Origin of the sequence: Hwanghaeella grinnelliae, assembly GCF_004005845.1 — a bacterium.
In the GTDB taxonomy this organism is placed as follows: Bacteria; Pseudomonadota; Alphaproteobacteria; order UBA8366; family Aestuariispiraceae; genus Hwanghaeella; species Hwanghaeella grinnelliae.
Genome location: NZ_SADE01000001.1, coordinates 811,260 through 826,012 on the forward strand (window position 1 = coordinate 811,260; position 14,753 = coordinate 826,012).

Below are 14,753 nucleotides of genomic sequence, written 5' to 3' on the forward strand. Positions count from 1 at the left end.
TTCGGGGACAGCATCGAGAGGAATGCCCATGGTTGATATCAACAAGGTTCGGGCGATTGACATTCATACCCATGCCGAAGAGCCGTGCGGTTGCCATGACGATGACGGGTATGACGACCTGCAGTCGACGATGGCGAAATATTTCCGTGCGCCTTGGGAACACCCGCCGACGATACCGGAAACAGCCGCGCATTATCGCGAACAGAACATCGCCGCGGTGATCTTCCCGGTCGATTCAGAGCGAGAGACCGGATATCGCCGATACAAGAACGAGGAAGTGGCCGCGCTTGCGGCGGAGAACGACGACGTCCTGATTCCCTTCGCGTCCATAGATCCGCATAAAGGGAAATTCGGTGCGAGGGAGGCCCGCCGGCTGATCGCCGATTTCGGCATAAAGGGGTTCAAGTTTCATCCGACGATGCAGGGTTTCTACCCCAATGACCGCCTTGCCTATGACCTGTACGAGGTGATTGCGGAGCATGAGGCGATCGCGCTCTTTCATACCGGTCAAACCGGCGTGGGCAGCGGCATGCCTGGGGGAAACGGAATGCGCCTCAAGTATTCCAACCCGATGTTCATGGACGATGTCGCGGTGGACTTTCCGGAAATGAAGATCATCCTGGCGCATCCGTCTTTCCCCTGGCAGGAGGAAGCGCTGGCAGTCGCCCAGCATAAACCGAACGTCTATATTGATCTCAGTGGTTGGTCGCCGAAATACTTCCCGGAAATCCTCGTCCGGTACTGCAATTCCATCTTGAAGAAGAAGGTATTGTTCGGGTCCGATTGGCCGATGATTACCCCGGAACGCTGGTTGTCGGATTTCGAGCAGATCAAGATCAAGGACGAAATACGGCCCGATATCATAAAGAACAATGCGGCGCGGTTGCTCGGCTTCAGTTAACCTTCATCTATGCCCGCGGTGAAATCCCCTGCCGCAGAGCACAGGATAGCGCTGAGCTGGATTGTAATACCGCCAACCCTGAATTCTATAACCCTTTGAAATCATTGTTACGCCCGGCGGGATTCGAACCCACGGCCCCAGGATTAGGAATTGCGGGATTTTTGACTGATTTCAAAGGCGTTTTACAAAGTTCCGCCTTTGTTTACCTGTTTCTAATCCATTGAAACACAACAAGGCAGACAACCGATTGTAAAACTTCTTGGGTGGTATAGGGCTGAAAGGATGGCCGGTGAACGTGTATGGGGTGATGCGGTTGGATTGTATATGAGTGTTATTTGGATGGGTTGGAAGGCTCGCCGTAGCGGTAGGACTTGTATGCTTGGTGAACCTCATCCATCTCAACGTCGGTCAGAAGCGAAACCTCCCCCAAGGTGCGCGAGAGGTAATACTGCCGGGCAAGGGTTTCGAGGCCCTCGGTTCGGGTGAAGGCCTTCCTGAGCGTGTCGCCAATGGCGATCATTCCGTGATTGGCAATCAGACAGGCGGTGTATCGCTCTCCCATTGTCTTCGCTACGGCTGCTGCAAGGTCCGTGCTGCCGAACAGTCGGTAGGGTGAGCACGGGACTTCATTGCCGCCATAAGCAGCGACCATGTAGTGGAAGGAGGGCAGCGCCTGCCGGAGGCAGGACAATGCGACGCAAAAATGCGGATGGGCGTGTACGATGGCTTTTGCTTCGGGCCGGAGAGCGTAGAGTTCCGCATGCAGAGCCCATTCGCTCGACGGCTTCCAGTCCCCCTTGTACTGCCCGTCGAACTCGACTTCCGCGATTTGGTCGGGCTGCATGATGTCCGGCGCGATGCCGGAAGGGGTGATCAGCATCCGGTCGCCAAATCGCATGCTCATGTTTCCGGCGGTGCCGCCGGAAAGCCCGATTTGGACCGCTTTCCGGCTATAGTCGACAAGGGCCTCGCGGATCTCGGTTTCGTTACTCATCACTGGGAACCTTTTAAGATTTCATGTCATCTAGCGCTGTCAGAAAAGCATCCGGGGCGCCGAGTTTGCCGCTCTTGAGGAAAAGTGAAACCGGATCGGAGCTGTCTGCCACGCAGTAGCCGCCCCCGTTCGGACCGCGCGCGAAGGGACGGACGCGTTCTATACCCAACGCGGAGACGACGGAGCCCGAGGTTTCTCCCCCCGAAACGATAAAGCGTCGGACTCCTTGTGCGTGCAGACCTTTCGCGACGCCTGCCAGAATACGTTCCGCCTTTCGCGCGGCTTCCATCGTGCCCAGTTTTGCCTGGACGGCTTTCACTTCATCATCATCGGCAAAAGTCGTGATGGCTATCGGCCTTCCGGAATGGGCGCCGGCCCAATCAAGCGCGGCACCGATTTGCGCGTCTTCGGACGCCTCACCGCCAAGAGAGATTGTCAAAACGGGATGTTCCTGGCGGAAGGTCGCGATTTGCGACTTTGCGACAGGGCCGACGCTGCCGGCCAGGATTGCCGCGGGGCCTGATGCATGCTTCGGCGGTGGCGCGGTGCCGGCCAAGCCGTCGGTATGCGCCAAGGCAAGGGAAACGATCAAAGGGTCACTTGCGACGACCGCCTTGCGCGCAAGGGCCAGTTCAGTGCTGACGGCGACATCCCGCATGTCGCTGCAATCGAGAAGGACCTGACGGTAACCGTCGGCAATCAGCGTTCCAAGCGCCGACTTTGCCGCTGCGATGCCGCCAGCCATGTCCAAATGCGTCAGCAAACCGACCGGTGATTTGCTCTGCCGGGATAGGAAACGAACCAGGTTCGGATCCTGCATCGGGGTGACCGGATCCAACTTCTTTGCCGACTCGTTCACCAACATGCCCCGATAGAAGAGGTGACCGAAATGGACGGTGCATCGGAATTCGGGAAACCCGGCGCTCATCAGGATCGGAAGATCGCCATAGCGGTCGGCAAGTAAATCGGCGACCGGACCGATATTGCCATCTTCCGTCGAGTCGAAACTGGCGCAGGCTTTGTAGGCAACCCGGCCGTAACCGAGTCGATTGAGTGCATCGAATGCCTTGGATGCTTCTGCAACGGCCTCTGCTGGCGGGGTTAGGCGTGTTCGTCCGGCAACCACGATGGCCGGGGCGGCGCAATCATCCGCGACGGCGGCGTCCGGATCGAAATAGACCGGACATTCCACACCGGCCTCTTCCAGGTAGCTGGCAACCAAGAGCCCGCCGGTGAAATCGTCGGATACGATGCCAAACTTGGCGGTCATCTTTGCCTCCCCCGTTATAATTAACGGTACTGAAATACGCTGTCTGTGTTCGGGAAACACGCATTTAGCAAAAAATTCTATTGCCAAACACACCAGAAAGCGGTCTGAGTCAAATGAGACTTACAAAATAATGAAAAATTCAATCAATAACGAACCATAATGTTCAGCATCAAGGAGGGTGCCTTGCCAGACCGATCAAATGTCAGTCTTGCCGTGCTCGAGGGGTATGCGAAGTTCATCCGGACGGAAACCGTCCGCCTGACGCGCATTGCCGGCGCCGGCCATTACTCGTCGACCTTTTCCTGTGCGGAGATGCTTGCCGCGCTGTATTACGCGCAGATGCGGATAGAGCCCTCCAATCCGAACTGGGAGGACCGGGATCGATTTGTGATGTCCAAAGGACATGCCGCGATTGGGCTCTATCCGGTATTGGCAGATCTCGGGTATTTCGATCCGGCCGAATTGGATACCTATACCCGGCTCGGCTCTAAATACGGCGATCATCCGGACATGAAGAAAGTGCGTGGCTTGGACTTCTCCTCCGGATCCCTTGGGCATGGGCTTTCGATCGGGCTCGGCATGGCGCTGGCCGGTCGTGTGTCGGGCCGTGACTACCGCACTTATGTAATGCTTGGCGATGGGGAGATTTCCGAAGGACAGATATGGGAAGCCGTCATTGCCGCCGGCCATTTCCAACTGGGCCATCTGGTTCTCCTGTTGGATCGGAACGGTCTGTGCATCGACGGCCATACCGAGGACATCATGGGAATCGAACCTGTGCACGAACGTTTTGCCGCCTTCGGATGGGATGTACAGCGGATCGACGGGCACGATTTTCCATCCATTCTGGGCGCGTTTCAGAATCTGCCGGAAGGGACAACCGGCAAGCCGCAGGCCATCGTTTGCGACACGGTCAAAGGGCGTGGCGTGAAGCGCATGGAAATGTCCCTCGATTGGCATGTCGGCAACTTGGTTGGCGAGGACTATGACGACGTAATGGCCGAGCTTGAAGCGGGCCTGCAACCCTATGAAGCGGAGCCGGTAGCATGACGACGGAGATGCAGAACGAAGCGGAAATTTTTCGCGGGACGACGGAAGGGAAGACAAGCCTTCGGGATCATCGGTCCGTTCGTGGTACGCCGAGGGCGGGTATGCCCGCTTTCATTCTGGGCGAGGAATTGGCGGAACTGGCGAAGACGGATCCGCGGATTGTTGTGGCGACCGCAGACCTGGCTTCGGCCAATAGAACCAATGACTTTCGCGATGTCCATCCGGACCGGTTCTTTGATTTCGGAATCGCGGAAAAGAATATGATAACCGCCGCGGCGGGGATGGCCTCTTGCGGCTTTGTTCCCTATGTCGCCACCTTCGCCAGTTTTGCCTCCATCCTGGGTGCGGAACAGATCCGCACCGATTGCGCTTATCCGCGGATGCCGGTGCGTGTGATCGGAACGCATTCCGGAATGTCCATGGGGTTCTATGGGTCTTCGCATCATGCGCTGGAGGATTTGGGCATGTTACGGGTGGTGGCCGACCTGACCGTGATCTGCGCGACGGATGCAAATCATCTGCGCGCGGTGCTGCGCAAGTCCGTCGATCATCCTGGGGCGATGTATATTCGCCTTGGTCGCGGGCGTGACCCGGTTGTTTACGAGACCGTGCCGGACCTTGAAATCGGCAAGGCTATTCGCCTTCGGGAAGGAAGCGACCTGACGATCATAACGACCGGCAGTCAGGTGCGGGCATCCCTGGATGTTGCCTCGACCCTCGCGGAGGAGGACGGCGTTTCGGTGCGCGTGGTCGACATGCATACGATCAGTCCGCTCGATCGAGACGAAATCGTGGCGGCGGCACGGGAGACTCGTGCCATCCTGACGGTGGAAGAGCACAACCTGACCGGCGGCCTTGGGTCGGCCGTTGCCGATGTTTTGGTTGATCTGCCTCGCTTGCCGTTTCTCCGGCACGGTGTCCCGGACCGGTTCGTGGAGGTGGGGCCGCCGGCGGCGCTATATGCCGCCTATAAGCTGGATGCGCCGGGTCTATGCGATGTCGCGCGCAATTTCCTGTCTGGGATTCACTAAAGACGGCTGAGTAAAACTGAAGAGGTGGTGATCGGTGGCCAGTCAAAACTCACCCTTGTCGAAAGCGAGAAGGCCGCAGCGAGTGAGGGGCCGGGAGCGTTTTTCTCGGCTGCTCGATGCGACAGCGGACATTCTGGCTGATCACATGGACAGCGATGTAACGCTTGCGATGGTGGCCGATCGGGCAGGCGTGCCCTTGCCATCGGTTTATCACTTCTTCCCGAACCGGAATGCCATTTTCGTCGAACTGGCCAGGCGCTATCACGAAGAACTTGCGGAACTGGCTCGACAGGAGATCTCTCCCGCGCCGCGCCGGTGGCAGGACCTTATTTTAGTCCGGCAGACGCGGGGTCGCGATTACCTGAATGAGAATCCCGCCGCTTTGCGGCTTTTCATGGGGGCGGGCGTCAGTGTGGAGGTTCGTAACCTCGATCTGCGTGGAAACACGGCAGCGTCGAAAACCAGGGCGCAGGAATTCCACGCGCGGTTTGAATGTGCAGGATTGACCGATCTTGAGTACTGGTTGGGCGTAACTTTCGGGCTGATGGACGGTATTTGGGCCATTTCCTATGCGGAGCATGGCCGGATCACCGACCGATACCTTATGGAAGCCTGGCGGGCGTCTGTGGCTTATCTCCGCACCTACCTGCCGGAAGACCTGCCCCTAAAGTCGGCTTCTGACGACTGACATAACAAAATTATTTATCATTAAAAATATAGTCGATTTCAGTTTCTTCACCGTAAGAAACTTAGCGATAAGTATTCTTATAATCTATAGAATGTTGAAATTATACATAAAATAATCATGTCCTGGCTTATTGCAATGAATTGAGACGGGCAGTTTTTTTGTTACCAACTGCGTATGAATTCTCATTGTAAGCCGAATTTTCCGTCAATAACATTTCTTCAGTTCATCACCGATTTAACGTCTCCGGAGGCCTCTATGTGGAACAACGCCAAAGATCGCATGTTGCGCGAACGGGCGACGGAGGTCATCCCGGGCGGGATGTACGGCCATCAATCCGTCGCGCTGATGCCGGAAGATACGCCGCAGTTCTTCATCAAGGCCGAAGGCACACGCATCACCGATGTGGACGGTAACGTCTATATCGATTTCATGTGCGCCTATGGGCCCAATCTTCTTGGATACAACCATCCCGACGTCATGCGGGCAGTTTCCGACCAGCAGTCCCGAATAGACGCATCCACCGGCCCTTCTCCGCTGATCGTCGATTTGGCGGAGGCAATGGTGTCCATGATCTCGCATGCCGATTGGGCGATGTTCTGCAAGAACGGGTCGGATGCGACCATGATGGCGCTCATGATTGCCAGGGCCTATCGCGGCAAGCGCAAGGTTCTGGTCGCACGCAAGGCCTATCATGGATCGATGCCATGGAGCACTCCGCGGCCCGCCGGCGTGGTGGACGAGGATCGAGCTCATGTCATCTATTTCGACTATGGGGATCCGCAGAGCCTGAAGGATGCCGTGGTTTCGGCCGACGGCGATCTTGCCGGAATATTCGCCACCCCGTACCGGCATGATGTTTTTGCCGATCAATCCATGCCGGACCGGGAATATGCCCAAGTCGCCAGAGATTTGGCGGATGAGCACGACGCGTTGTTGATTGTGGATGACGTGCGGGCAGGCTTCCGCGTCACCCGCGATTGTACTTGGGAATCAATCGGCGTTCGGCCCGACCTGTCGGCCTGGGGGAAGGTGCTCGGCAACGGCCAGCCCATTTCCGCTTTGATGGGGAACAATCGCGCGCGTGACGCCGCATCGCAGATATACGCCACAGGGTCTTATTGGTTTGCCGCGGTTCCGATGGCGGCGGCATTGGAAACGCTGCGCATCATTCGGGAAACCAAGTATCTGGAAGACATGCATCGGATCGGCAAAGCGTTTCGTGACGGTCTGAACGCTCAAGCCAAGGATATCGGTATCGGGGTTCGTTGCACGGGGCCGGAAACCCTACCGATGCTTCAATTCGAAGACGATCCCGATTTTCGGGTCTGTTACGGCTTTTGCAGGGCCGCAATGAAACGCGGCGTCTATCTGTCCCCGTATCACAACATGTTCACCAATGCCGCGATGACCGAAACGGACATTGCGCAAACCCTCGAGGCGACCGGCGCAGCTTTCGAGGAAATAAAGAGCAACCGGGCATCCTTACAGCCATCCACCAAGGTGATGGCAATGACCGGGTCTTGAATCATCAACCGTTGCGCCGACAGGGAAGCAAGTCATGAAGCATTTCAGAATTAACAAAGGGGTTGCGGCCCTTTTACTGGCCGGGGGTGCGGTTTTCGCCCAGCCGGTCTTAGCCGATGAAAGCGACACTTTGGTGATCGCGCGGTCAATGGACGTCAATTCGCTCGACCCGTCCCGCGCGTTCTGTGACACCTGCCAGTTCTACCTGACGGCCGTATACGAAACGCTGGTCACGTTGGCACCGGACAACAAGACGCTTGTGCCAAACTTGGCGGAAAACTGGGACGTGAACGGCGATTTCACAGAGTTCACCTTTCACTTGAAAGACGCCAGTTTCTCGGATGGGTCGCCGGTTGAGGCTTCCGACGTCATTTGGACCTTCAATCGTTTGAAGAACGTCAAAGGCTCCCCGTCCTTCCTGATGGACGGGCTTGTCAGCGCCGAGGCCGTTGACGCGAAGACCGTTAAATTCATCGTCGATGCGCCGAACTCGGAGTTCCTGAATAAGGTATCCGCGCCTTATACCGGGATCATCAACGCCGACGTTGCCAAGGGTGCCGGTGCATCCGCCGCGGATGACGCATCCGAGGCGGATAAGGCGGAATCCTGGTTCCTGGAGAACTCGGCCGGGTCCGGACCGTTCATGCTGAAGACGTATTCGCCCGAAGCCGAACTTCGACTGGCTCGGAACGATGCCTATTGGGGAAGCGCCCCCGCCTTTGCGGAAGTTGTTGTTACCCAGATTCAGGATGCCGTCGGCCAGGCCCAGGCGTTGGAGACCGGGCAAGTCGATATCGCAATGCAGATCGACGCGGACACGGCGCAGTCGATCCGCTCACCGGACGTCGTTACGGAAGTCGTTCCGAGTTATAACTTCACCTATATCGGCTTCATTCCGGGCGCGAAGGGCATGGCCGATGTGTTGACGAAAGACGTTCGTCAGGCACTTGCGCTGGCCATCGACTATGACGGTATGCTGGATTTCACGGTTGGCGGCAATGGCGCGAAGCAGGCGGCCCCGCTTCCGAACGGCTTCCCCGGTACCGCCGGGCTGAAGCAACGGGAACAGAATATCGAGAAAGCCAAGGAAATGCTGGCGGCGGCGGGACAGTCCGACCTGAAGCTGGTTGCTGGCTATCCCAATGACAACATCTACGGTGTCGACTTCAACATCATGATGCAAAAGGTCCAGCAGGACTTCGCGGCCATCGGCGTGGAAATGGAACTGAAGCCGTTGACCTGGGCCGTCTGGCGCGATGAACTGGGTGCGGGCGAATGGCCTGTGACTGCCGTTTACTACGCGCCGGACTACTACGGTTCCGGCCAGTACATCGCTTACTTCGGAATGATTGAAGGATATCCTTGGGTAAAGCGCGCCGGTGTCGGCAAAGACGACCTGGTGGTAAATCCGGAGGAAGCCTCTCTCTATGCAACGGCGCTCGCCTCTTCTGGTGCGGATTCCGAGGCGGCCTATACCAAGTTGGGTGAGGAAATGATGAATGATGCGATCATCATTCCGCTTGTTTCTCCAAACCTCGTGCTGGCACATCGCAGTGACATCAGCGGTGTTCGCTACTCGGCTTGCTGCAACCTGCCTCTGGCCGAAATCTCTCGAAAGTAAAGTTGCATGCTCGCCTACGTCATCAAGCGGTTGATCGCGATTCCTTTTCTGCTTCTTGGCGTGGCGAGCGTGTCTTTCATGTTGTCGCAAATGACCAAGGGCGACCCATTGGCGGCCCTTGTTCCCGAACGCATGATGTCGAACACTGAAGTCGTCGCGGCGGTGAAAGCCGAATGGGGACTCGATAAACCACTGCCGGTCCGCTACGCCGCCTATCTGGGGAATCTCGTGCAGGGTGACCTCGGCACGTCGTTCGCGACGCGGCGGCCGGTGGCGGCCGACATCGCCCAACGCCTGCCGGCTACCCTGGAACTGGTTGTCTGCGCGATGATCGTGGGCACGACATTGGGCTTGTCGCTTGGACTGCTGTCCGCCAAGTATCGAGGGTCGGTCGTGGATAGTTTGGCCCGCATGGTGGCACTGGTCGGCTCGTCGCTGCCGATCTTCTGGTCCGGCCTTATCTTGCTTTATCTTTTTTCTGTTCGACTCTCTATCGTACCCGGTACCGGGCGCTTGCCGGCGAGGGTTGATCCGCCCCCGGATGTTACCGGTTTTTACACCATCGACTCTTTGATTGCCGGGGATCTTTCGCTTTTTCTTCAGTCGATTGCGCATCTGGCCCTTCCGGCGTTTGTCCTGGGATGGGCGGTTACCGGCATTATCACCAGGCTGGTCCGTTCTTCCCTGATTGAAGGGATGGCGCAGGACTATGCCAGGACAGCCCGGGCCAAAGGAGCGCCCGAGCATGTGGTGCTGATCAATCATGCCTTGCCGAATGCAATGATACCCTTGTTGACCATCCTTGGTTTTACGTTCGCCTATCTGATCACCGGTGCGGTTCTGACAGAAGCCATCTTCTCCTGGCCCGGGATCGGATCCTATGCCGTCCGGGCTGCGTCTTCGCTGGATTATCCGGCGATCGGCGGCGTGACGATCGTCGGGTCCGTTGCATTCTTACTGGCGAACCTGTTGACGGATATCGGCTATGCATGGGCCAACCCACGGATCAGGGTGCACTAAGTGACCGAGCTTGTCTCTTCATCGGATGCTGTGAAGCGCGCCAGGTTCAACGGTTTGAAATGGCTGATGCGCAGATTGCCGCTGACGTCGAAAATCGGTGCGGCCATCCTCCTGTTCTGGATAATCGCCGTGCTGACCGTCAGCTTTTGGCCCATCGACGATCCTCTCGCCATGGTCGGGCGCCGCTTGCAACCGCCGTCAGGGGACTACTGGTTGGGGACGGACGCCCTCGGTCGGGATGTGTTGTCCCGCACTCTGCATGGGTCGGTGTGGTCCATTCCCATCGCATTCGTTGTTGTGTTTTGCGCGGTCGTCATCGGATCGGCAATGGGCGCAGTTGCTGGTTTCTTCGGCGGCTGGTGGGACTCGATCATCATGCGTCTGGTGGACGTCACCGTATCGTTCCCGCCGATCCTGCTGGCAATGGCGGTGGCGGCGATGCTCGGGCCTGGCTTGGCCAACGCCTCGATCGCCATGGTGATAGTCTGGTGGCCGATCTATGCGCGGTTGATGCGTGCCCAGGTTCTTGAAATGCGAGAGCGCGACCATGTAGAGGCCGCGGTCGCCGGCGGCGCCGGGCCGTTCCGTGTTCTCACCATTCACGTTCTGCCGCTGTGTTGGACCCCCACATTGATCAACGCCACGATGGATTTCGGGCAAGTCGTGCTGTTGGCGGCATCACTAAGTTTCATCGGCCTTGGCGCGACCCCGCCGTCTCCGGAATGGGGAAGCATGATATCTGAAGGCGCAGCCCGCTTTTACAATTGGTGGATTGCTTTCGGCCCGGGCATGGCAATCCTCTCCGTCGTTCTGGCTTCGTCCTTCCTTGGGGATGGTTTGCGCGATGTGTTCGACCGGAGAAGCACATGACGACGCCCTTGCTTGAGCTGAAAGATCTGCGCGTCGGCTTTAAAGACGCGGAAGGCAATTGGGCGGAGGCCGTCTGCGGAATCGATCTTTCCCTGGACCCTGGAAAGGTGCTTGGAATCGTTGGTGAAAGCGGGTCCGGAAAATCGGTAGCCATGATGGCCTTTCTGCAGCTGTTGCCGTCCGGCGCCCGTGTCGATGGACATGCAAGGTTCATGGGCGAGGAACTGATCGGAATGCCGGCATCCCGAATTCGCCGGATCCGCGGCAAGGATATCGGATGCGTCTTCCAGGATCCGTTGACGGCTTTCAATCCCGTCATTCCGATCGGCAAGCAAATTGCCGAAGCAATCCGGTTGCATGATCGCTCCGTCTCACAGCGCGACGCTATAAAGGAAGCGGAGCGGCTGCTGGAGATGGTCTCTATCCCGCAGCCTGCGCGCCGCGTTCGACAGTACCCGCATGAGTTCTCCGGCGGAATGCGTCAACGTGCGATGATCGCCATGGCTCTGGCGAACCGGCCTCGACTGATCATTGCAGATGAACCGACGACGGCCCTCGATGTGACGGTTCAGGCACAGATCCTCGATTTATTGGTCGATCTGCGTAAGGAATTGGACATCGGACTGGTATTGATCACTCATGATCTCGGTGTCGTTTCGGGGATCGCTGATGAGATTGCGGTCATGTATAGCGGCCGTGTGGTTGAACGGGGCGCGACGGAGCCGATTTTCTATGAAACAGCTCATCCCTACACGTCCGCGCTGATCGGCGCCGTTCCGACGATTGACGAGGCAAAGCCGCTGGACCCGATCGAAGGCACACCACCTTCCATTTTCGCGCGTCCGCCGGGGTGTTCTTTTGCGCCGCGTTGTAAACGCGCGCAGGACAAATGTCGGTCCAATGATCCAGCGCTGGAGTTTCAAGGCGCTACGGCGAGCGCGTGTCATTTCCCCATGAACGGCGCATTTCGGGCGGAGATCCAATAATGCATACGGTTCCAAATGGGACAGGCGCCGAAGACCGCGGGCGTGATGCAAAGACTGTTTTGTCAGTGCGCGGTCTGCACAAGGATTTCCCCTTGCGGGGCGGGACCTTCGGTCGGCAGGTCGGCGTCGTTCAGGCGGTTTCCGATGTCAGTTTCGATGTCGCCGCGGGGGAGACGCTCTCTTTGGTCGGTGAGTCCGGCTGTGGCAAGTCTACCCTGGGACGGAGCGTTCTGCGCCTGATAGAGCCGAGTGCTGGGCAGGTCACTCTGGACGACCGAAACGTGACCGAGGCCGACGCGGCCGAGTTGCGGGCGCTGCGGCGTGACATGCAATTGGTTTTCCAGGACCCGATGGCTTCCTTGCACCCCCGCATGACTGTCGGCCAGATTCTTGCCGAGGGTTTGCTGCTGGCCGACTTGCCACCGCAGGATCTTCGCGCGCGTATCGCCGAAATGATCGGCCTTGTCCAACTGCCGGCGGATATGATCGATCGATATCCGCACGAACTGTCGGGCGGACAACGGCAAAGGGTCGGTATTGCCCGGGCGCTCTCGCTCAATCCGAAACTCATCGTCCTCGATGAACCGGTTTCCGCGCTCGACGTTTCGGTACAGGCGGGGATCTTAAACCTGCTGCGGATGCTGCAGCGTCAGCTCGGCTGCGCCTATCTCTTCATTTCTCACGACCTTAGTGTCGTCCGGAATATTTCCGACCGTGTGGCCGTGATGTATCTGGGTAAGATTGTTGAATTGTCACCGGTCGAAGATCTGTATTCGCGCCCTCAGCACCCTTATACGCAAGCCTTGATTTCCGCTATTCCACGGCCTGACCCGCGTGTCGAGCGGTCGCGGAGCCGGATCAAATTGACCGGGGATCTGCCGTCTCCCATCAACCCACCGTCAGGATGCAGATTCCATACGCGCTGTGCTCGCGCCAGCGCCAAGTGCAAGACCATCTCGCCGGACCTTGCCGAAATCAGTGCGGCCGGCCACCGCGTCGCCTGCCATCATCCAGGGCAGGAACTTTAGTCTTTCCTGCCTCAGGTCGAGTCTACACGCTCATCCCGAAAGCTGAGATCAAGAAGTCCTGTCGCTAGACCGTGCAAACGTTTGGCTGCTCCTCGCTGCTCGTGCCATTTCTCTGCTCCCTATCGGCGCTTGCCAAACAGATTGAGGAGATGGCGTAACAAAGGATTCTGTGCCGATCATTCCGACCAAAAATGTCATCTATGTATCCGGAATAAACTGTTGCCCATGTGTCCGGAACGGACCCCTTGAGGGTGTGGTGCGCCCGGCGGGATTCGAACCCACGGCCCCAGGATTAGGAATCCTGTGCTCAATTGAGGTGTGCCGTCCCGAAACGCGATGCTTGGGTTGATTGGTCACGACAGGGGGCGGCCCGTGTGTTGGCGCTCATTCACTGAGCTACGAAATCCAGAGGTGGATTTGATTGTCAGGCAAAGTCTAAATCGCCGATGAACAGTGTTGAGTTTATCGCTAAGCCCGAGCGGATAGGCAGTGCTCCCATTGGGCTGTTTTCGCGCTGCAAATCCGTGTTTGTGGTTCAATTGAACCACGGGAGCACTGCCTAACAAACAGCGTCTCAAAAATAATAATTAATGATTTCAATCGGATGAAATGGTGGGCGCGACTGGGATTGAACCAGTGACCCCTGCCGTGTGAAGGCAGTGCTCTCCCGCTGAGCTACGCGCCCGCCGCCTGACGGCGTTGAGGCTGGAGGATTTACGCGCGGGGTCCGGCGCTGTCAAGAATGCGTTACGATGCTGCCCGATTGGCCGGATTCATGCTATTTTCTCAGTCCTGGACCGGTCCCGGTCTTGCGGCCCCGGCAATTTGAAATAGATCACAATGCAGATGAGCGGGTGACGGGAGTGCCCCCGGAAAAATGCCGATAGTAGAACCGATACGCGAAATTTGGAGCGTAGGAGCGATGCGCTCGCGGCTGCTTGCCGCCGCGGCTTGGCTTTGTGCCTGTGCGATTGCCGCCGCGTCATTTGTTGCGACGCCGGCCAGCGCGGAAGACACCGACCCTGTCGTGATGACCTATGAGGTCTATTTCGGCGGATTGCATGTGCTGTCCGCCGAGGCGGAATTGGACCGGACGGACCGGCGCTATCGCCTGGTTGCGCAGGGCGAGACGCAGGGCATCCTGGATTTCTTCTTCTCCTGGCGTGGAAATACAGAGTCGATCGGCAAATTCGAGGCTGGTGGCCCTGTGCCGGCGCGCCACCGAAATCATGGGTATCGAGAGGATCGCGTGCGCAAGGTGGCCCTGGCCTATGACGGGTCGGGCGATGTCGCTGCCGTTCTTGTCGAGCCGCCGCCCGATTTGGAAGAGGTCAACGCCCTGCCGGACGATGCGGAAATCGGCACCATGGATCCGCTGAGCGTGATCGCGGGCCTGTCGGAATCCCTGACTCAGGGGGCGGCCTGCAGCGGTGTTTTCCAAGTCTTCGATGGCAGACGGCGCTATGACCTGACCGTCACGGACAAGGGCACGCAAAACTTCGAGGCCAACGACTATTCCGTTTTCCAGGGAGAGGCACGGGCCTGCGGTATCGAGTACGAACTGCTGGGTGGCGACCGGAAGGAAAAAAGCAAATACGTAAAGACCGCCCATGACCGCGTGGTCTATGTCGGACGCCCCTTGGACGAGGCCCCCGCCATTCCCGTCCGTGCCAAGATCGAAACCGATTACGGCACCGTGATGGCGCATCTCACCAGCATCGCCGCGGGCGGCAAGCAACTGGCGCTGAAAAACGACTGATTTCCCGTAGG

The 14,753-nt window shown here is 57.9% G+C and carries 13 protein-coding genes and 1 tRNA gene; 11 read left to right on the forward strand and 3 right to left on the reverse strand.

Going from position 1 to position 14,753, the window contains the following annotated elements; all coding sequences use genetic code 11:
- Nucleotides 1-28: 28 nt before the first annotated feature.
- Nucleotides 29-901 (forward strand): amidohydrolase family protein, encoded by an 873-nt coding sequence (locus tag EOI86_RS03605; RefSeq protein WP_127763756.1) that lies wholly within the window; start codon nt 29-31, stop codon nt 899-901.
- Between the two features lie 331 nt (nt 902-1,232).
- Here the strand turns inward: EOI86_RS03605 and EOI86_RS03610 are convergent, their stop codons facing one another.
- Entirely contained in the window at nt 1,233-1,895 is a 663-nt protein-coding gene (locus tag EOI86_RS03610) for a class II aldolase/adducin family protein (protein ID WP_127763757.1), read from the reverse strand.
- Nucleotides 1,896-1,908: 13 nt separating this feature from the next.
- Nucleotides 1,909-3,165, reverse strand: coding sequence for a four-carbon acid sugar kinase family protein (locus EOI86_RS03615; RefSeq protein WP_127763758.1), 1,257 nt, complete (start codon nt 3,163-3,165; stop codon nt 1,909-1,911).
- Between the two features lie 183 nt (nt 3,166-3,348).
- Between EOI86_RS03615 and EOI86_RS03620 the strand changes: the two genes are divergently transcribed.
- The 9 genes from EOI86_RS03620 to EOI86_RS03660 all read left to right on the forward strand — a co-directional run bounded on the left by EOI86_RS03620 (nt 3,349) and on the right by EOI86_RS03660 (nt 12,983).
- Nucleotides 3,349-4,215 carry a transketolase gene (locus tag EOI86_RS03620; RefSeq protein WP_205032044.1) on the forward strand — a complete coding sequence of 289 codons (867 nt, stop codon included), beginning with the start codon at nt 3,349-3,351 and terminating at the stop codon, nt 4,213-4,215.
- Nucleotides 4,212-5,246 carry a transketolase family protein gene (locus tag EOI86_RS03625; RefSeq protein WP_127763760.1) on the forward strand — a complete coding sequence of 345 codons (1,035 nt, stop codon included), beginning with the start codon at nt 4,212-4,214 and terminating at the stop codon, nt 5,244-5,246. The genes EOI86_RS03620 and EOI86_RS03625 overlap by 4 nt, the downstream gene beginning before the upstream one ends.
- Nucleotides 5,247-5,328: 82 nt before the next feature.
- On the forward strand, nt 5,329-5,934 hold the full coding sequence (locus EOI86_RS03630; protein WP_275668579.1) for a TetR/AcrR family transcriptional regulator: 606 nt from the start codon (nt 5,329-5,331) through the stop codon (nt 5,932-5,934).
- A 255-nt stretch (nt 5,935-6,189) separates the two neighbouring features.
- Nucleotides 6,190-7,458: an aminotransferase class III-fold pyridoxal phosphate-dependent enzyme gene (locus EOI86_RS03635; protein ID WP_127763762.1), complete on the forward strand. Its 1,269-nt coding sequence runs from the start codon at nt 6,190-6,192 to the stop codon at nt 7,456-7,458.
- Nucleotides 7,459-7,492: 34 nt separating this feature from the next.
- The gene (locus EOI86_RS03640) at nt 7,493-9,079 is read left to right on the forward strand and encodes an ABC transporter substrate-binding protein (protein WP_127763763.1); all 1,587 of its coding nucleotides are present in this window, start codon (nt 7,493-7,495) and stop codon (nt 9,077-9,079) included.
- Between the two features lie 6 nt (nt 9,080-9,085).
- Nucleotides 9,086-10,099, forward strand: a complete 1,014-nt coding sequence (locus EOI86_RS03645; protein WP_127763764.1) for an ABC transporter permease — start codon at nt 9,086-9,088, stop codon at nt 10,097-10,099.
- Nucleotides 10,100-10,969: an ABC transporter permease gene (locus tag EOI86_RS03650; protein WP_205032045.1), complete on the forward strand. Its 870-nt coding sequence runs from the start codon at nt 10,100-10,102 to the stop codon at nt 10,967-10,969.
- Nucleotides 10,966-11,955 carry an ABC transporter ATP-binding protein gene (locus tag EOI86_RS03655; protein ID WP_127763765.1) on the forward strand — a complete coding sequence of 330 codons (990 nt, stop codon included), beginning with the start codon at nt 10,966-10,968 and terminating at the stop codon, nt 11,953-11,955. Before EOI86_RS03650 ends, EOI86_RS03655 begins: the two co-directional genes overlap by 4 nt.
- Nucleotides 11,955-12,983: an ABC transporter ATP-binding protein gene (locus EOI86_RS03660; RefSeq protein WP_127763766.1), complete on the forward strand. Its 1,029-nt coding sequence runs from the start codon at nt 11,955-11,957 to the stop codon at nt 12,981-12,983. Before EOI86_RS03655 ends, EOI86_RS03660 begins: the two co-directional genes overlap by 1 nt.
- 610 nt (nt 12,984-13,593) lie before the next feature.
- Here EOI86_RS03660 and EOI86_RS03670 read toward each other — a convergent pair.
- Nucleotides 13,594-13,668 (reverse strand) — tRNA-Val (locus EOI86_RS03670).
- 237 nt (nt 13,669-13,905) lie between these two features.
- On the opposite strand from EOI86_RS03670, the gene EOI86_RS03675 reads away from it, so the two are divergent.
- Nucleotides 13,906-14,742: a DUF3108 domain-containing protein gene (locus EOI86_RS03675; protein ID WP_161973673.1), complete on the forward strand. Its 837-nt coding sequence runs from the start codon at nt 13,906-13,908 to the stop codon at nt 14,740-14,742.
- The last annotated feature ends 11 nt before the right edge of the window (nt 14,743-14,753 follow it).